The organism is Candidatus Paceibacterota bacterium, assembly GCA_041663045.1.
Lineage (GTDB): Bacteria > Patescibacteriota > Minisyncoccia > Phycocordibacterales > GWA1-40-21 > Bog-1340.
In genome coordinates, this window is the sequence record JBAZRH010000002.1 from 251,232 (window position 1) to 269,737 (window position 18,506).

The window sequence follows — 18,506 nt, forward strand, 5'->3', positions numbered from 1 at the left end:
GTGACCGAGTCCTCTCCCGTGCACATTATGTTATTCACTAGAAAAGGCGACGATGGTAAAACCACAATATTTGGCTGTGATCAGAGGCTTTCAAAGAGTTCTGATATTGCTGAAGCACTTGGAACACTTGATGAGGCGAATTCTTTCCTTGGAATCTGTAAGGCGAAGATGAGAGAATCGAAAACCAAGATTCTTAATTTAAAGATTGAAGAAATTCTACATGCCATCCAAGAAAACTTATTTATAATACAAGCACAAGTCGCTGGTGGTGACAAAAGAATCGATAAAGAAAAAATTTCTGAAATGGAAAGTCTGATAGGAGGGATAGAAAGCGAATTGCCACCCATAAAATCATTTATGATTTCTGGCAGTACCGAAATATCCGCACTTTTCGATTTCGCTCGCACACTTTGCCGACGTGCTGAAAGGAGAGTGGTAGCAGTAAGTGAAGAAAACCTTGCGAAGATAGATGAAGAAACCCTCGCATATCTCAACCGCCTCTCAAGCTTAATCTATGCTCTGGCTAGATATTTCTCCAAAGAAGCCGGTATAAAGGAAGAATCTCCAGAATATAAATAAGACAAAAACTAGATTTTAATCAAAAAATCTGTTATAAATACCCCATGGTGCTCATAGTGTAGCGGCTCTGCACGATTCCCTGTGGAGGAATAAGTTCCGGTTCGACACCGGATGGGCACCCATTTAATTATGTTATACTTTCTCCCATGCTTATTTTAATTGCCATTGGAGCCTTTGTAGCGACCATTTTGGGTGGATTATTTGCTATTCGTTTTAGAGATAAACTTCATCTAATACTTGGTTTTAGTGCTGGAGCGGTGCTCGGAGTCGCTTTTTTTGACCTTTTACCCGAGGCAATAAGTTTGGGAAATAAATTTTATGAGATATCTTATGTCATGGGCTTTGTCGCTCTTGGCTTTATCTTTTATCTCATTTTAGACAGACTAACTCTTCTACATTGCCACGATGAAGGTTGTGATCATGGACACTCCGAAGAAAGCAAACAAAATAAGGGTGTTTTTGGAGCAATAAGTCTTTCGGTTCACAGTTTCTTAGATGGTGTGGCTGTAGGAATCGGTTTTCAGGTTTCAGTTGCTGTGGGTGTTGTGATAGCCGTCGCTGTGCTTGTCCACGACTTTTCAGATGGCTTAAATACTGCTAGCTTGATATTGAGAGGCGGGGGAGAGAAGAAAAAGGCTTTCAGATTTTTGATTATTGATGCCTTAGCTCCAGTCTTAGGTATATTCTCGACATTTCTTTTTATCCTGCCAGAGAAATCTTTCAGTATAATCCTCGCTCTATTTGCCGGTTTTTTCTTATACATAGGCGCAAGTGATCTCTTGCCAGAAAGCCACCACGCACATCCAAAAATCTTTACTACTATCATGACCCTTTTGGGTATGGGGCTTTTATATCTTGTTATAAGTCTGACTAGTTTTTAGTTATCAACAGGTCTGATAAACCCTAGCCGTTGACAATACCCCTAGGGGGTATATACTTGTCTATATATGAATATACAGAGAAAAAGACTTGTCCGTAGATTAAAGATTATTGAAGGGCAGATAAGAGGCCTCCAAGAAATGCTTTTGAAAGATAAATACTGTATTGATGTCATCACTCAAACATCGGCAGTAAAGCAGGCGCTCTCCGGAGTAGAGGACGCACTTATGGAGAATCATCTTGGTACATGTCTTATAGCCCAGATTAAAAAGGGTAAAGAGAAAAAAGCTACCGACGAAATACTGAAAGTCTATAGGCTTAAAAGGAAATAAAATATGAGCTACATGAAAGCTTTTAAAATAAAAGGGATGCATTGCGCATCATGTGCCGGTATCATTGAGAAGACACTTAAGAAAAGTGTCGGAGTTTCTTTTGTAGAAGTGAATTATGGTACCGAGACGGCAAAAGTTGGATTTGATGAAACAAAAACAGATATAAATGGTTTATCCAGCAAAATAAATCCCCTCGGCTACTATTTTTTAACAGAAGAAGATCACTCAAATCATGCTGGCATAAATCATTCAAAAGCAGATAAAATGGTTGAACTTAAAGACATGAAAAACAAAGTTATTTCTGCTATACCACTTGCAGTGATCAGTATCTTTATAATGGGATGGGATATTTTTTCTCAGTTTAACTTTGCGCCAGATATGCCTTATGTTTGGAAAGAGTTTTCCCATCATCTGCTTCCAGTAATGGCCACTTATATGTTATTTGTCGTAGGCAAGCCATACCTTCTAGGCGTTTATCGTTTCCTGCGTTTCGGCAAGGCAAATATGGATACCCTTATAGGTATAGGAACATCTGTTGCTTTTCTTTACAGTTTCATCGTCGGTGCTTTTGAAGAAAGTCTGAAGTTTTTTATAAATGTTGAAAATACTTATTTCGATGTGGTCATCGTCGTCGTAGCGTTTATCACTCTTGGTAAATATCTTGAAGCCAGATCAAAACTAAAAACAGGTGATGCCATAGAAAAACTTTTAAATCTTCAGGCGAAGACCGCGCTGGTCGTAAGGAGCGGAAGTGAAATCGAGATACCGATAGGCGAAGTCATACATGGAGATTTGATCATTATAAAACCAGCTGGAAAAATACCAGTGGACGGTATACTTACTGAAGGGCACTCTTTTGTAGACGAAGCGATGATTTCCGGTGAACCAATACCGGTAGAGAAAAGCATAGGAGACACTGTCGTCGCAGGGACGATCAATACGACAGGTACTTTTATCTTCAAGGCGATAAAAGTTGGCTCTGAAACTATGCTTGCTAATATTATAAAGATGGTTGAGGAGGCACAGGGGAGTAAAGCGCCGATCCAGGCTCTCGCAGACAAAATATCAAGTATTTTTGTGCCAATTGTTTTAGTCATAGCGTTTCTCGCTTTGATTTTATGGCTTGCTATCGGCACATATTTTCTCGGTTTTTCACAAGCTCTTTCTGCCGGACTCGTTTCGTTTGTGGGGATTCTCGTAATCGCTTGCCCTTGCGCTTTGGGGCTTGCTACTCCGACAGCTATAATCGTCGGTGTTGGTAAAGGTGCTCACGCAGGTATCCTTGTCAAAGATGCAGGGACACTCCAGAAACTTCATAAGGTAAATGTGGTTGTGGTTGATAAGACAGGGACGATAACAAAGGGAAAGCCAGAACTTGTATCAATACAGAATCTCTCTGACGAAGAAGACTCTAAGATAATCTCGATACTTGCTACGCTTGAAAATAAATCCGAACACCCGATAGCGCAAGCGATCATCTCTTATGCAAACTCAAATAAAATTAAACTTTTGACCGTAGACAAATTTGAGGCGGTGAAAGGGAAGGGGTTGAAAGGTGTCATCAATGGAGTTGAATATTTTGCCGGCAATACAAAGATGATGCAAGAACTCGGACTCCCTCTTGACTTAAAAGCTTTGGAAAAAGAGACGAGCGAAGGGAAGACACCTGTAATCCTTGCGATTTCAAATAAAATTCTTGGTGTTATAATGGTTGCAGATACGATAAAGAAAGAGGCGATATCGGCTGTCTCAGATCTTCACAAGCTTGGCATAAAGACAGTGATGCTTACTGGTGATGATAAGAATACAGCTAGGTTTATCGCCAGTCTTGTCGGCATAGACGAGGTCGTGGCGGAAGTGATGCCGGAGGACAAGCTCAATGTGATTAGGAAGCTTCAATCGGAGGGGAATATAGTAGCGATGGCCGGTGATGGAGTAAATGATTCCCCAGCTCTTGCACAGGCAGATGTAGGTATAGCCATGGCGACAGGAACAGATGTGGCGATTGAGAGTGCTGGCATCACACTTCTTCACGGAGATATTTCAAAGCTTGTAAAAGCGATCAGACTTTCAAAGATGACAATGCTTGGTATAAAGCAGAACCTTTTCTGGGCATTCTTCTACAATATTGTCGGGATACCTCTTGCTGGAGGATTATTTTATCCGATTTTTGGTTGGCTACTTTCACCAGTATTTGCAGGTCTTGCTATGGCATTCTCAAGTGTGTCTGTGGTAGGCAATTCACTCCGTATTAAAGTTAAAAAGTTATAATAGAAATACTTGTCCCGTTAGAAATTCATTTAGATAAAATTATAAATATAAAAATATTATGGAAGATAATCAAAAAATTATAGAAGACAATATTAGTAAAATTTCTATTGGGATGCAAAAGACATTTACATTTCACATAAGTGGTATGCACTGCAAATCTTGCGAGCTTTTATCTGAGAGTGAACTCTCAGAACTTCCGGAGATTATTTCCGTGAAGGCCAATATGAAAACATCAAAAATAGAGGTTATTGGAGGTTTCCAAGACGAAAATCAAGAGAGCATCGCGATGAGATTGACAGAAGTCTTGAAAAAGCACGGCTACACAATATCTTTGGAACCTATCGGGCGGATAGAGAATATTTGGTCTGATTTTAAAATTGCTTTACCGATAGCTTTTGTAATAATCGCCAGCTTTTTCCTCTTACAAAAGATGGGTCTTGTGAATCTCATTTATTCAGGAAGCACTTCTTATGGGACGATTTTCGTGGTGGGCATCGTAGCTTCTCTTTCAAGCTGTATGGCTGTCGTGGGAGGACTTGTACTTTCAATGTCAGCGACTTTTGCTAGCTCTGGTAACAAAATGATTCCTCAAACTTTATTTCATGTCGGCAGGTTGATCTCATTCTTTATTCTTGGTGGGCTCCTTGGCGCTATAGGCTCGACTCTGGCGATAAATAGCACAGTTTCACTTATCCTTGGTTTTGTTGTTGGTATTGTGATGTTTATTTTAGGATTAAATTTACTTGGGATTTTCCAATGGACCAAATATATCACTCCATCAATGCCAAGATTTATCTCAAAGCATGCTATTGGAGTTTCAAAGCTTAATCATTCGCTTACCCCGCTTTTCGTCGGTATTGTGACTTTCTTTCTGCCTTGTGGCTTTACTCAATCAATGCAGATAATCGCTCTTTCGACAGGATCATTTTTCTCCGGTGCGCTGACCATGCTTGTATTTGCGCTTGGGACGCTTCCTGTCCTTGCTCTTATAAGCTTTAGCTCGGTTGGATTTAAAGATAAAAACAAATCTAGAATCTTTTTGAAAACTGCCGGACTTATCGTAATAGCATTTGCCATCCTGAATTTATTAAATGCTCTTGTAGCTTCTGGTTTTATAAGACCAATATTTAATTTCTAAAAGTATGGAAAATAAAAACATAATTATTTCGATCTTGATTACCGCAATGTTAGTCGGCGGAGCCATATTTTTCGTAGGTAGAGAAAATAATTCTGATATGAATGTGAATCAAGGGGTTTTAATTTCTGGTGATAATATTTTGATAGAAAATGGCAGGCAGATTATAGACATAGATGTTAAGGGCGGATATTGGCCTAGGAAGACAGTGGCGAAAGCTGGAATTCCTACTATAATAAGATTTAAGACGAGTAGTACATTTGACTGTTCACTTTCTGTCAGACTTCCAAGTGAGGGTATTAGGAAAATACTTCCGCAGACCGGAAGCTCAGATATAGATATCGGCACTTCCACAGCTGGCCAATTCTTCGGAACATGTGGAATGGGAATGTATTCGTTTGAAATCGACTTCAATTAATTTATGAAAATAATTTTCCTAACGGTTGGTAAGAAGGGGGGCATCACAGACGATGCTGTTTCAGAATATGTAAAAAGATTGCAAAAATATATTTCTGTCGAAAGGGTGATTTTGCCGAATTCAAATAAGAAGAAAGAAAATGAAACGATTGCGAAACACCTTTCAGATGAAGATTTTGTCGTTGCCCTAGACGAGAAGGGAAAGGGACTCTCAACCCTTGAACTTGCCAAGTTTTTAGAAGGGAAGATGATCTCTGGTGAGAAAAAGATTATTTTTGTGATCGGTGGGGCGTATGGATTAGACGAATCTATTATAAAAAGAGCAGATATGATATGGTCTCTTTCAAAGCTCACTTTTCCACATGAGATAGCGTGGATTGTCTTAGCCGAATCTGTATACCGAGCTTTTACTGTTATAAAAGGAGAGTCATATCATCATGCGTAGTCTATTTATATGGAAAGATATGTGAACATCATAAAAGATGGAGGAATAGGTGTCATACCGACAGATACTATTTATGGCATAGTTGCCAGTGCCTTTTCCATAGAGGGAGTTGAAAAGGTTTATAAAATAAAAGGGCGCGATTCGAAAAAACCGCCAGTGATTTTGATAAGCTCCGTGAAAGACTTGAATCTTTTTGGAGCAAGGCTGACAGAAAAGGCCAAAATTTTTATGAAAAAATTTTGGCCGGGCAGGATAAGTGTTGCTCTTTCTGTAGATAAAGTTGGATTAGACCATCTGGATCGGCTGGATGGAACTCTTGCCTTCAGATTACCGGACAAAAAAGACTTAATTGAATTTTTGAAAAAAACCGGCCCTATAATAGCACCAAGTGCCAATCCGGAGGGTATGCCACCGGCGAGAAATATTGAAGAAGCTAGGAAATATTTTGGCCTGCCCGGCCAGGGAGACAAAGTAGATTTTTATGTAGACGAAGGAGAGATTTCAGGTTTATCATCAACTCTCGTAAAAATAGTAGATAACGAGGTATCAATATTACGCGAGGGTGCAATTAAAAGTGATGATATAATAAAAGTATGGAAAGAAATATAATAATTTTTTCGGATGGTTCATCGAGAGGAAATCCTGGTCCTGGTGGCTGGGGGGCGATAGTCTATATGGGTGGGAAAATCGCAGAGCTTGGCGGTAGAGAAAATCATACTACAAATAATAGGATGGAACTTCTGGGTGCTATAAAAGCACTTGAATTCGCTAGGGATTCAAAAGGGGAAATAACTTTAAATACGGATTCTTCATATGTCATAAGCGGTATTACCAAATGGGTTTATGGTTGGCAGAAAAACGGTTGGAAAAATAGTGAAAAAGAAGATGTGGCAAACCGTGATTTTTGGGAAAAGCTTATTGAAGCTTCAGCTGGTCTGAAGATTAAATGGAATTATGTTGGCGGACACTCTGGTATTCCGGGGAATGAGAGATGCGATGAAATAGCTACTACTTTTGCCGATGGCAAACCTACAAAACTTTTTTCAGGGAAAGGCACGGATTATAAATTTAATTTAAAAGACACAAAGGGTTCAGGTATCAAACAAAAGAGTAGTAGTAAAAATAAAGGTGAAGCGTATTCATATTTGAGTCTTGTAAATGGTAAACTTGAAAAACATAAAACATGGGTTGAATGCGAGAAAAGAGTGAAGGGTGTGAAAGGGGGAGTAAAATATAAAAAAGCTTTAAGTGCTGAAGATGAGAAGAAAATAGTGGCAGAATGGGCCTTAAAATAAGCTCTATTTTTGCTATTGACTTATTTCGTCAGCTATGCTATCATTTTAGGGTGTTCTTTTAGAAAGGGGAATATCATGACATTGAAAATGTTGTTTCTGTTGGCGGTGGTTGCTGTGGGGGCACTGATGGTGTGGGAGTATGCCAGGTGGATAATCTATACCATCTTGGCCGGGCTCTCACTTCTCGGCATTCTTATCGCTTTCGTCGTTGTTCTTCTCGTCCTTGGTGGACTGAAGGTCGCTAAGGAAGAGCGGGAACGCGATGCTATGCGGGAGCTTGCTAGAGAGTAAGCTACCACAGTTCTTGGGCTCGGGATTCTACGGAATCCCGAGCCCTTTATTTTTATGCTAAAATATCTTTCGTGCAGAAAGATAAAAGTTTTTTCATCTTAATCGCGGGCTTTGTCTTGGCGATTTTTATAAGTTCATTTTTCAAACTTGGTTTTTCTTTTTTCTTACTGACTATTTTTATTTCTCTAGTCCTCTTCATTTATCAGAGATTCCTATTATTAGACATTTCAAGTGGCCGGGCTGTATTTCTTATAGCAATATTTCTACTTGGCTTTGGGCTAGGGATTTTAAGATATGAAATAAAAGATAATCCAAACCTTGATATTAATTTAGAAAATAAAGTTGGTCAGAAAGTCGTAATTTCAGGGATTATTACAGACGAATCAGATAAAAGAGAAAATTATAATCTACTTACGGTAGATTTTACGGATCTTGAGAATTCATCGAGTAGCACAATAAAAGTTTCTGGCAGAGGTTTGATACAGACAGACTTTTATCCCGAATATAAATACGGCGATTTCATAAAGATACAAGGCAAGCTCGAAAAGCCTGAAAATATATCAAAAGATGATGGCAGAGATTTTGATTATATCTCATATCTTGAGAAAGATGATATTAAATACAAGATGAGTTTTGTGAAGACCTCTCTAATATCAAGTGGCCACGGCAATATTATAAAATCCGCCCTGTTCAAGATAAAAAACTCTTTCACGGAAAATATAAGCTATGTGATTTCCGAACCACAGTCTTCGCTTCTCAGTGGCATACTTCTCGGGGCAAAAAGCTCTATGAGCAAAAGCGTAAGTGATATATTTCGTATCGCTGGACTTTCACATATCGTGGCACTTTCTGGGTACAATATTACCGTCGTCTCGGAAGCTATTATGAACACACTTTCATTTCTGCCAAGGTCCTTTGCTTTTTCCGGTGGGGTGCTTGGCATTTTACTTTTCGTAATAATGTCCGGTGCTTCTTCTACGGCAGTGCGCGCCTCCGTGATGTCGCTTATTGTAATACTTGCTCAAGTGACGCATAGGAAATATCAAATAGGCAGAGCACTTGTGATAGCAGGAGTAGCGATGATAATTTACAATCCGAAAATCCTCGTCTTTGATATTTCATTTCAGCTTTCTTTTCTTGCGACAATAGCTATTGTCTATGTTGCACCGCTTTTGGAAAAGAAATTCTCTTTTATCACTGAAAGATTTGGTTTGAGAAATACGGTTGCCGGTACTCTATCGGCACAGCTTTTAGTTTTGCCTTTAATACTTTATAAAATGGGAATACTCTCCTTTGTCGCTCTGCCTGCAAATATTCTCGTCCTTGCCGTAATACCTCTCACAATGTTTTTCGGTTTCTTCACCGGAGTCCTTGGTTTCATAAGCACAATCCTCTCAATACCATTTGCTTGGGCTACTTGGTTTTTACTTACTTATATAATAAAAACAGCAAGCCTTTTCGCCAGCCTGCCGTTTTCATCTGTCGTAATTCCAAATTTTCCGATTTTCGTCCTAGTGATTTTGTATTTATTTGTTTTTGCTTTTGTGTGGTGGCTTAAGAAAGCTCAAGTTGACAGAAAGTTAGTCAAGAGTTAACCTAAAAATAGATTGATCATAAAAAGAAAGGGTTTTCAAAATGAAAACTATCAGAAAGATAAAGTGTGTCGTAGAAAGTCTTCCAAGAAAATGTGGCCGTGGTAGCCAAATGTTTTGTATAGAGGCGTGTTATTATGACAGGGAAGGAGTAGAATACCTTGAAGAATGTTTAACTGCCGATGGGACATTAAAGGTCGGCGATAGATGTATTATGAGAACCATTAAGATCATAGACAATGAATTTAGTGTTGTCGAAAGGCAATAAAACCTTCATTGTCTAAAATCTTACAATCACGGATTCTACTTTTTGGATTCGTGATTTTATTTTGTAAAAAATCTTTCCGCCACTTCCCAATTTAGATTTTCAAAGAAAGCTTCAATGTATCTTTTCTTATCTCCCGGAATATAATCAATCATATAAGCGTGTTCCCACATATCAAGTGCGACGACAGGGGAGAGTCCGGTGAGCTGGCCCAAGTGATGCTCGTCTACCCAAGAGTTTAAGAGCTTGTCGCCATCTTTATAAAGTATCGCCCAGCCCGGTCCGCGGGTCATGGCAAGAGTTTTGAAATCTGCAAGCCAGTTTTCAAATGAGCCGAATTCTTTCTCAATAGCTTTTTTGAGCGAGCTGTCATCAGAAAGTGATTTTGCTCCGTCTTCAAAAAGTGCAAAATAATATTCGTGATTTCTCATACCGTCAAATTCAAAACCAAGCCTTCTTTGTGTTTCGGAAGATGCATAAGCTAGCGTCGGATTTTTTGCCATCTCTGCCTTTTGCGCGAATATACCATTTGTATTTTTTACATACCCAGCGTAAAGTTTCAAATGCTCATCAATCGTTTTTTTTGAAATCCCCTTTAACTCTGGGATATTAAGCTTTTTTTCTTCATAATTTATCATGTCTTTAGTAAATTAATCTTATAATTCGTCCGGGTAAATTATACCATGTGATCGGATATCGTATTAAGCCGGAATGAAATCTGCTAAAATAGCGTAAATGGAAAAAGTTAGAAGAAATTTTAAAGGAATTATTTTAATATTTTTTGTAGTCACGAATGTTTTTATTTATTACGCTATTTATAAAAGTCATGCAGGTATTCTGAAAGTCGCTTTTCTTGATGTTGGGCAGGGCGATTCGATTCTCGTCGAATCGCCCGTCGGTAATCAGATACTTATAGATGGCGGGTCAAATGGAAAAGTCCTCGAATCTCTTGGCCAAGCTTTACCATTTTATGACCGCTCTATAGATGCTGTGATAGCCACACATCCAGACAAAGACCATATCGGGGGTGTACCTGAAATTTTGAAGAATTATAAAGTGAATGAATATTTCGATAATGGGGCGGTAGCGGAGACAGCGACAGATAGAGAATTGAAAAATAAAGTTGAAAAACTCGGAATCAAATATGAATTGGCGAGAAGTGGCGAAGTGCTTGATATCGGAGGTGGGGCATATCTTGTTATTATTTCACCAAGTGGTGAACCAAGAGGAAGTGATACAAATAAATATTCGGTCGTGGCGAAGCTTATCTTCGGCGAGATTTCTTTTCTGTTGACGGGCGACGCTCCGACAGAAGTTAAAAATAAATTAGCGATAGCTTATGGTGAAGGCTTAAAAAGCCAAGTTCTGAAGGTTGCACATCACGGATCGAGGAACTCTCTTTCCGAAGCTTTCCTTTCTGCTGTATCACCGGACTATTCGATAATCTCGGCGGGGAAAGATAATAGTTATGGACACCCACATATAGAGGTGTTGGATTTCTTGCAGAAGATAAATTCAAAAGTAATTGAGACTTTTCAGTATGGAAATATCGTCTTTGAGAGCAATGGGGCGAAGATGAAAAGGGATTAAATACAAAATGGTGGCCGCGCGAAGCGCGGCCACCATTTTGTATTTAAGTTTATTATAGATTACTTTATTATCCCTGCCTTTTTCAATGTAGCATAAGCGCCGTTTTTCTGAATAGTTTTTATGGCTCTTGTTGAGATACTCAATACAAAAGTCTTTTTAAGCTCAGGCACATAGATCCTCTTTTTCTGCAAATTAACTTGCTTCCTGACTTTTCCGGTAGGGTTGTATTGCGTGGCTCTAGTCCTATTGCTGTAACCCCCGCCCATTATTGATGTCTTTTTTGTGATTGCGCAAGATTTCATGTTTTTATTTGAGTTCCTGTATGCTATCATAAAATTATAAAAAAGCAAATCAAATGGACATAAACGTCGTATTTCAAATAATAATTCTTATATTTTCTGTCATAATTCATGAAGTTTCTCATGGTGCTATGGCTTTAGTTTTCGGCGATAGGACGGCAGAATACGAAGGTCGTCTTACTCTCAATCCTATAAAACACGTAGACATTTTCGGTACAATTTTACTTCCACTCCTCCTCTTTATTTCACACGCTGGTTTTATGATAGGGTGGGCAAAACCGGTACCTTACAATCCTTACAATCTCAAAAATGCAAAAATCGCCGAACCGCTAGTGGCTTTTGCCGGTCCGCTTTCAAATATCTTAATAGCGATTATTTTTGGCCTGCTCATTAGATTTATTCCAGTTTCAAGTGACCAGATGGTAAATCTAGTATCGATTTTTAGTTATGTCGTCTTGATAAATATTGCTTTAGCGATTTTCAATTTAATACCGATACCACCACTTGATGGCTCAAAAATCCTTTTCTCTTTTTTGCCAGTCGGCAGATTCGCCTTTACCGAAATGGCTTCAAGATACGGGCTTCTGATTCTTATTGTAATCGTGGCTTTTTTGCCAAACTTTATTTCCCCAATGATTTTTTCAATTTTTCACTTTTTAACAGGAATATACTAAGGAACTTTGCTTAGACAGGAAATCACCCTTGGTTTCGCCTAAGTCCGGACAAGGCTTACCAAGGGTGATTTCCTGTCTAAGCTAGTGCTTGCAAAATCTTTTTATATGATGTATTATCTCCCCACTTATCTCGGTCGTGAGATATGTTCATTATTAAGGCAAGAATGAGTAATTGATACCGGCGCTCATAAAGAGCATCTCATGCAGGTATCAGTGAAGAATTCAGGATTGCCAGCAAAGCCGGTAAATTAGAATGGAGATTCTTTTTCGTCATATCTTTTTTCAGGGTACGGATTTTTTGAAGCTTAAAAAATCCTGAAGTTTTCGCGCCAGTCGCGCTCAAAACCCCCTGAAAAAGATACGACCTCAATGAATCTTTTAAAAATTAATCATGCCAACAATAAATCAGTTAATCAAGAAGAATAGAAAGACTACGTCAAGGAAATCAAAGTCTGTGGCTTTGACTCGCTCTTTCAATACTTTGGAAAACAGGCCTACATATGTTAACTCTCCATTCAAGAGGGGTGTCTGTGTAAAGGTCACTACAAAAACTCCAAAGAAACCGAACTCAGCTATCAGAAAGATTGCCAGAGTTCGTCTTACAAATGGTCTAGAAGTTACAGCCTACATACCAGGTATCGGTCACAATTTACAGGAACACTCTGTCGTGCTTCTTCGAGGTGGAAGAGTAAAAGATGTCGGTCTAAGATACACTATCGTAAGAGGTGTACTCGATGCTACAGGAGTAGAAGGAAGAAGAAAAGGTCGCAGTCAGTATGGAGCCAAGAAACCAAAAGCAGCAAAATAAGATATTACCATGAGAAGAAAACAAAAAACAAAAGCACCTATAGTTCCAGATTATAAATACAGTTCAGAGAAAGTTTCAAAGCTTATCAACTATATGATGTATGATGGAGAAAAGACAATCTCTGAAAAGAATGTCTATGGTTGCATGGATATTATAAAGGAAAAGGCAAAAGTGAAGGATCCTATCGCGGTTCTTGAGCTTGCTCTTTCAAACACAGCTCCAAATATGGAGGTGAAGTCAAAGAGAGTCGGAGGTGCCAACTATCAAGTCCCTATGGAAGTTAGACCTTCAAGAAGAGCCGCACTTTCTATGAAATGGATTATCGATGCTGCAAGAAGCAAGAAAGGTTCAACTATTGCCAACAGACTCGCCGATGAAATAATCGCAGCTTCGAAAAATGAAGGTGAAGCGGTGAAGAAGAGGGAGAATACTCATAAGATGGCAGAGGCGAACAAAGCTTTTGCTCATTTCGCCTGGTAATTTTTATTTAATTTTTACGATTTGCTTTGTTGCGAGCTCCGCTTGCTCCCGCAATGTATAAGAATACATTTTGGTCGCAATGCTCGCTCGCGCCTCACAACTCATCGAAAATTAAGATAAAAGACGACAAGAAATACTTGAATATTATTTATAAATTTAAATTATTAATTAATAAAAAATGCAAAGAGATTATCCATTAGAAAAAGTTCGTAATTTCGGAATCATTGCCCACATCGACGCGGGTAAGACTACAGTTTCCGAAAGAATTTTGTATTATACCGGTTCACAACACAATATCGGTGAAGTTCACGAAGGTGAAACTACTACAGACTGGATGGAACAAGAAAGAGAAAGAGGTATCACTATTACCTCCGCTGCCATCACCTGTTTCTGGAATCCTTCATATATGCCGAAGACAGATTTTAGTAAAAAAGTCAGATTCAATATTATCGATACTCCTGGGCACATAGATTTTACCGCAGAGGTGAAGCGCTCCCTTCGAGTTCTTGACGGTGCTGTTGTTGTTTTCGACGGAGTTGCCGGTGTTGAGCCACAGTCAGAAACCAACTGGAGATATGCCGACGAAGGTATGGTCCCGAGAGTTTGTTTTATAAATAAACTAGACAGAATGGGCGGATCTTTTGAAAGATCATATCAGTCTATTCTCGAAAGGCTTACAAAACACGCTGTAAGAATGCAACTTCCTATCGGTGCGGAATCAGATTTCAAAGGAATTGTAGATCTTTTGAAAATGAAAGCCTACTATTTTGAAGGAGAAATGGGGGATAAAGTTATCGAAGCGGAAATCCCAGCCGAAATGCTGGGAGATGCCAAGAAATACAGAGCAGAGCTTGTAGAGAAGATTGTTGAGAATGATGACAAGCTTATGAGTGATTATCTTGAAGGAAAAGAAATCGCTATTGAAGATTTGAAGAAGACCTTGAGAAAAGCAACTATTGCAAATACTATCGTCCCTGTTTTCACTGGTTCAGCTTTGAAAAATAGAGGAGTTCAGCTTGTGCTAGATGGCGTCGTAGACTATTTGCCAAGCCCGCTCGATATTCCGCCCGTCAAAGGTATTGACCCAAGAAATGGCGAGGAGCTTTTGAGACATGCTTCAGATGCCGAGCCGTTTACGGCACTTGCTTTCAAGCTTCAGACGGATCCATTTGTCGGACAACTTACATATTTTAGAGTTTATTCAGGAACATTGAAATCCGGAACATATCTTTACAATTCCACAACTGGTGAAAAAGAAAGATTGGGAAGAATTGTCCGTATGCATGCAAATGATAGAGAAGATGTGGAAGAAGTTTTTGCCGGAGAAATCGCAGCGGCTGTCGGTTTGAAGAGTGCAAAGACAAGCCATACACTTTGCGATGAAAATAATCCAATAATTTTGGATCAAATCGTATTCCCAGAGCCGGTTATCAACTTGAGAATTGAACCAAAGACAAAAGCTGACCAGGAAAAAATGGGATTTGCTTTGAAAAAACTTTCAGATGAAGATCCAACATTTAAAATCAAGACAGATCAAGAAACAGGCGAAACTATTATGGCAGGTATGGGAGAACTTCACCTTGAAATTCTTGTAGACAGAATGAAAAGAGAATTCCATGTCGAAGCAAATGTGGGCAAACCGCAAGTCGCTTATAAAGAAACGATTATGGGTTCTGCCGAAAGAGAAGAAAAATACATCAAGCAATCTGGAGGTAAGGGTCAATACGGTCACGTCCTTATTAAGATCAAACCAATGGAACCGCTTGAAGAAGGTGCCAAGATTCCAAAGAATGTCAGCAGATATGACGACTTCGAATTTATCAACTCTATTAAAGGAGGTGTTATTCCAAATGAATTCATACCTGCAGTTGAAAAAGGTGTAAAAGAGGCTATGGATAGGGGTATTCTTGCGGGATACAAGATAGTAAATGTTTCTTGTGAGCTTACATACGGATCGTATCACGATGTGGACTCTTCAGAAATCGCTTATAAAATTGCTGCTTCTATGGCATTCCAAGATGCAGCAAAGAGAGCAAAGCCGGTCATACTTGAGCCGATTATGAAAGTGGAAGTTGTCACTCCGGAGAAATTCATGGGAGATGTTTCTGGAAGCATCAATTCAAGAAGAGGACAAATAACAGAAATGTTTGAAAGAGGTTTGAATAAAGTTATTCATGCCAAAGTCCCGCTTGCAGAAATGTTTGGATATGTCACGACACTCCGCTCGATTTCAGAAGGAAGAGCTTCATCGACCATGGAATTTGACCACTATGAAGTAGTACCACCAAATGTCGCGAAGACTATTATCGAAGCAAGAGGAGCAGGGTCTGCTCCAGCGGGGAATAGGGCTAGTTAGGTGTTAGGTGATAGATATTAAGGAATACAGATAAGGGCGGTCACGAAGTGACCGCCCTTATCGTTGTCTTCTACTCGCGAGCGAGCTGTTTGACTTTACTTTTCCCATTTGCTATTATCTTAGTACGCATTTTGTGCGCTTTTTAGTTGTCGCGGATTTTTCTGTGGCACTTGGCGCCGGAGTTGCATGTCGTAATTTATAAGTTTCTCAGTTCGCTTTTTCTTGCCTTGTGCGGAATGAACGAATGATGGGAGTTAATCAATATTAGTGCTGGTTTTGTGGGCAGAGCGACCCTTTGGGTCTAGCGTTCTCGCGCGTTCTGCTTATAAAATCAGCCGAAAATAATATGGCAGAATTTAAAAGAGATAAGCCACATGTAAATGTCGGTACCATTGGTCACATTGACCACGGGAAAACAACTTTGACTGCAGCTATCACATACATACAGTCATTGAAAGGTCTTGCAAATCCTATCGCTTATGATCAGGTTGCAAAGGCTTCAGAGAAAGACGGCAGAAGAGATGCATCAAAGATTATCACTATCGCCATTTCTCACGTTGAATATTCGTCAGATGCAAGGCACTACGCTCACGTAGATTGCCCTGGTCACGCCGACTATGTTAAAAACATGATCACCGGTGCCGCTCAAATGGACGGTGCTATTCTTGTTGTTTCAGCAGTTGACGGTCCTATGCCTCAGACAAAAGAACACGTTCTTTTGGCCCGCCAAGTCGGTGTTCCAAAGATAGTTGTGTTCTTAAACAAATGCGATCTAGTAGACGACGCAGATCTTTTGGATCTTGTCGAAGTCGAAATCAGAGAGCTTTTGACCAAGTATCAGTTTGACGGTGAAAAGACACCTATTATAAGAGGTTCAGCTACGGGTGCTCTTGCTTGTAAAACAGCCGATGAACCAGGTGCAAAATGTATTGCAGACCTTATGACAGCTTTGGATACATTTATACCTATGCCAGTTAGAGATCTAGACAAGCCATTCCTTATGCCGATAGAAGATATTTTCTCAATTGAAGGTAGAGGAACCGTTGTTACGGGAAGAATAGAGAGAGGTATGGTCAAGATTGGTGATGAAGTTGAAATTGTCGGTATAAAACCAACAGCAAAATCAACAGTTACAGGTATTGAAATGTTTAATAAACAACTTCAATCAGGTAATGCTGGAGATAATGCCGGTATTTTGCTTAGAGGTACAAAGAAAGAAGATGTCACAAGAGGACAGGTTCTTTGTAAGCCAGGAACAACAACACCTCACACAGAATTTGAATCCGAAGTTTACATCTTGAAGAAAGAAGAGGGAGGCAGACATACACCATTCTTCACAGGTTACAAGCCACAGTTCTATATCAGAACAACAGACGTTACAGGAGATGTTACTTTAGCCACTGGTGTCGAAATGGTTATGCCAGGCGATACAGTTACATTTAAAGTAAAACTCGTTGCTCCAGTAGCTCTTGAAGACAAGATGAGATTTGCTATTAGAGAAGGAGGAAAGACTGTCGGTTCAGGAGTTATCACAAAGGTGATAGCATAAGAAAATAACGAGCGTAGCGACTATCCCAGTACCACAGCAAGGCTGGCTACGGGACGAGTATTTTCTACTTGAGGTTCGTTTCGTTCATTAAAAATCAATGGCAACAAAAACAGTAAAAAAGAATACGGGAAGTACATTAAAATCAAAAGTGTCCAAGATAACTGCAAAGCCTAAAGAAGATGCAGGAACAATGCTTCGTATAAGAGTAATGGCTTATGATAGCAAAGTTCTTGACGCTTCAGTCAAGCAGATTATTGAAACAGCCATGAGGCATGATGTAAAAGTCATCGGCCCTGTACCGTTACCAACACAGATAAAAAAATACACTGTGAACCGTGCTTCTTTCGTCTACAAAAATGCGCGAGAACAATTTGAGATGAGGATACACAGAAGGTTGATAGATATTATCAATCCTTCGGCAAAGGTAGTAGAGGCACTCACAAACTTGAGCTTGCCTTCTGGTGTGAACATTGATGTAAAGATGGTTTAAAAATTAAAAGCATCGCAATTCTTATTTTTAATCAGGCACCCTCGCTTCTCGCGAGTGGTGTTTGGTTTAAAGTATAGAGAGCGCTCTGCAAATACTAAAATGAAATTTATATTAGGAGTAAAACAGAATATGACGCAAGTCTTCGATGAGAAGGGGAATGTCCATCCGGCAACGATATTGTCCGCAGGACCACTTTCTGTCACTCAGGTGAAGAATATAGAGACCGACGGTTACAATGCTGTGCAAGTTGGTCTTGGAGAAAGAAAAGAGAAAAATATTACCAAACCAGTTTTGGGGCATTTAAAAGGCCTCAAATCAAGGTTTATTAAAGAGTTTAGAGTTGAAGATTCTAGCAAATTTAAAGTTGGCGACAAAATAGATTTGTCGGTTTTTTCAGCTGGCGATACAGTAGAAGTTTCAGGCACTACCAAGGGAAAAGGTTTCCAGAGTGTTATCAAAAGACATGGTTTCAAGGGTCAACCAAGAAGTCATGGTCAGAAGCATTCTGAAAATGCCCCAGGTTCCATCGGTGGAGGTTTGAGAAATAAAGTTCCAAAAAATATGAGAATGGCTGGTAGGATGGGTGGAACAAGTATAACAGTCAAAAATTTAAAGGTTCTTGGAGTCGACAAGGACAACAATCAGATCTTGATAAGTGGTGCTATTCCAGGAAGAAGAGGTACTCTTATTGAAGTACGAGGATAAGAAAGCTTGCCCCGTTAGAAATCCGATAAAATCGGAATAAAGACGGGGAAAATA

22 protein-coding genes are annotated in these 18,506 nt (G+C 39.4%); 20 read left to right on the forward strand and 2 right to left on the reverse strand.

What is annotated here, in order from left to right:
• Window positions 1–27: 27 nt before the first annotated feature.
• The 12 genes from WC631_03500 to WC631_03555 all read left to right on the forward strand — a co-directional run bounded on the left by WC631_03500 (window position 28) and on the right by WC631_03555 (window position 9,504).
• Window positions 28–579 (forward strand): cob(I)yrinic acid a,c-diamide adenosyltransferase, encoded by a 552-nt coding sequence (locus WC631_03500; protein MFA6227508.1) that lies wholly within the window; start codon window positions 28–30, stop codon window positions 577–579.
• 146 nt (window positions 580–725) lie between these two features.
• On the forward strand, window positions 726–1,460 hold the full coding sequence (locus WC631_03505) for a ZIP family metal transporter (protein MFA6227509.1): 735 nt from the start codon (window positions 726–728) through the stop codon (window positions 1,458–1,460).
• 66 nt (window positions 1,461–1,526) lie between these two features.
• Complete coding sequence (locus tag WC631_03510) at window positions 1,527–1,790, forward strand: metal-sensitive transcriptional regulator (protein MFA6227510.1); 264 nt, start codon at window positions 1,527–1,529, stop codon at window positions 1,788–1,790.
• 12 nt (window positions 1,791–1,802) lie between these two features.
• Window positions 1,803–4,061, forward strand: coding sequence for a heavy metal translocating P-type ATPase (locus WC631_03515; protein ID MFA6227511.1), 2,259 nt, complete (start codon window positions 1,803–1,805; stop codon window positions 4,059–4,061).
• 58 nt (window positions 4,062–4,119) lie between these two features.
• Window positions 4,120–5,199, forward strand: coding sequence for a sulfite exporter TauE/SafE family protein (locus WC631_03520; protein MFA6227512.1), 1,080 nt, complete (start codon window positions 4,120–4,122; stop codon window positions 5,197–5,199).
• A gap of 4 nt (window positions 5,200–5,203) precedes the next feature.
• Window positions 5,204–5,614: a cupredoxin domain-containing protein gene (locus WC631_03525; GenBank protein MFA6227513.1), complete on the forward strand. Its 411-nt coding sequence runs from the start codon at window positions 5,204–5,206 to the stop codon at window positions 5,612–5,614.
• A 3-nt stretch (window positions 5,615–5,617) separates the two neighbouring features.
• On the forward strand, window positions 5,618–6,058 hold the full coding sequence (locus WC631_03530) for a 23S rRNA (pseudouridine(1915)-N(3))-methyltransferase RlmH (protein MFA6227514.1): 441 nt from the start codon (window positions 5,618–5,620) through the stop codon (window positions 6,056–6,058).
• Window positions 6,059–6,067: 9 nt separating this feature from the next.
• Complete coding sequence (locus WC631_03535; GenBank protein ID MFA6227515.1) at window positions 6,068–6,667, forward strand: L-threonylcarbamoyladenylate synthase; 600 nt, start codon at window positions 6,068–6,070, stop codon at window positions 6,665–6,667.
• Window positions 6,652–7,353, forward strand: coding sequence for a ribonuclease HI (gene rnhA, locus WC631_03540; protein ID MFA6227516.1), 702 nt, complete (start codon window positions 6,652–6,654; stop codon window positions 7,351–7,353). Before WC631_03535 ends, rnhA begins: the two co-directional genes overlap by 16 nt.
• A 15-nt stretch (window positions 7,354–7,368) precedes the next feature.
• Window positions 7,369–7,644: a hypothetical protein gene (locus WC631_03545; protein ID MFA6227517.1), complete on the forward strand. Its 276-nt coding sequence runs from the start codon at window positions 7,369–7,371 to the stop codon at window positions 7,642–7,644.
• Between the two features lie 71 nt (window positions 7,645–7,715).
• Entirely contained in the window at window positions 7,716–9,239 is a 1,524-nt protein-coding gene (locus tag WC631_03550) for a ComEC/Rec2 family competence protein (protein MFA6227518.1), read from the forward strand.
• Window positions 9,240–9,279: 40 nt separating this feature from the next.
• On the forward strand, window positions 9,280–9,504 hold the full coding sequence (locus WC631_03555) for a hypothetical protein (protein ID MFA6227519.1): 225 nt from the start codon (window positions 9,280–9,282) through the stop codon (window positions 9,502–9,504).
• A gap of 56 nt (window positions 9,505–9,560) precedes the next feature.
• Here WC631_03555 and WC631_03560 read toward each other — a convergent pair whose 3' ends face one another.
• On the reverse strand, window positions 9,561–10,139 hold the full coding sequence (locus WC631_03560; protein MFA6227520.1) for a Fe-Mn family superoxide dismutase: 579 nt from the start codon (window positions 10,137–10,139) through the stop codon (window positions 9,561–9,563).
• 97 nt (window positions 10,140–10,236) lie between these two features.
• Between WC631_03560 and WC631_03565 the strand changes: the two genes are divergently transcribed.
• On the forward strand, window positions 10,237–11,091 hold the full coding sequence (locus WC631_03565) for a ComEC/Rec2 family competence protein (GenBank protein MFA6227521.1): 855 nt from the start codon (window positions 10,237–10,239) through the stop codon (window positions 11,089–11,091).
• A 59-nt stretch (window positions 11,092–11,150) separates the two neighbouring features.
• On the opposite strand, the gene WC631_03570 is transcribed toward WC631_03565, so the two are convergent.
• Window positions 11,151–11,393 (reverse strand): bL28 family ribosomal protein, encoded by a 243-nt coding sequence (locus WC631_03570; GenBank protein MFA6227522.1) that lies wholly within the window; start codon window positions 11,391–11,393, stop codon window positions 11,151–11,153.
• Between the two features lie 53 nt (window positions 11,394–11,446).
• On the opposite strand from WC631_03570, the gene WC631_03575 reads away from it, so the two are divergent.
• The 7 genes from WC631_03575 (at window position 11,447) to rplC (ending at window position 18,452) form a co-directional block, all read left to right on the forward strand.
• Complete coding sequence (locus tag WC631_03575; protein ID MFA6227523.1) at window positions 11,447–12,064, forward strand: site-2 protease family protein; 618 nt, start codon at window positions 11,447–11,449, stop codon at window positions 12,062–12,064.
• Between the two features lie 391 nt (window positions 12,065–12,455).
• Window positions 12,456–12,872, forward strand: a complete 417-nt coding sequence (rpsL, locus tag WC631_03580) for a 30S ribosomal protein S12 (protein ID MFA6227524.1) — start codon at window positions 12,456–12,458, stop codon at window positions 12,870–12,872.
• Between the two features lie 9 nt (window positions 12,873–12,881).
• Entirely contained in the window at window positions 12,882–13,352 is a 471-nt protein-coding gene (rpsG, locus tag WC631_03585) for a 30S ribosomal protein S7 (GenBank protein MFA6227525.1), read from the forward strand.
• Window positions 13,353–13,530: 178 nt separating this feature from the next.
• Window positions 13,531–15,708, forward strand: coding sequence for an elongation factor G (gene fusA, locus WC631_03590; GenBank protein MFA6227526.1), 2,178 nt, complete (start codon window positions 13,531–13,533; stop codon window positions 15,706–15,708).
• A gap of 346 nt (window positions 15,709–16,054) precedes the next feature.
• Window positions 16,055–17,257, forward strand: coding sequence for an elongation factor Tu (tuf, locus tag WC631_03595; protein ID MFA6227527.1), 1,203 nt, complete (start codon window positions 16,055–16,057; stop codon window positions 17,255–17,257).
• A 190-nt stretch (window positions 17,258–17,447) separates the two neighbouring features.
• Entirely contained in the window at window positions 17,448–17,747 is a 300-nt protein-coding gene (gene rpsJ / locus WC631_03600; GenBank protein MFA6227528.1) for a 30S ribosomal protein S10, read from the forward strand.
• A gap of 99 nt (window positions 17,748–17,846) precedes the next feature.
• Window positions 17,847–18,452, forward strand: coding sequence for a 50S ribosomal protein L3 (gene rplC / locus WC631_03605; protein MFA6227529.1), 606 nt, complete (start codon window positions 17,847–17,849; stop codon window positions 18,450–18,452).
• Window positions 18,453–18,506: the final 54 nt, after the last annotated feature.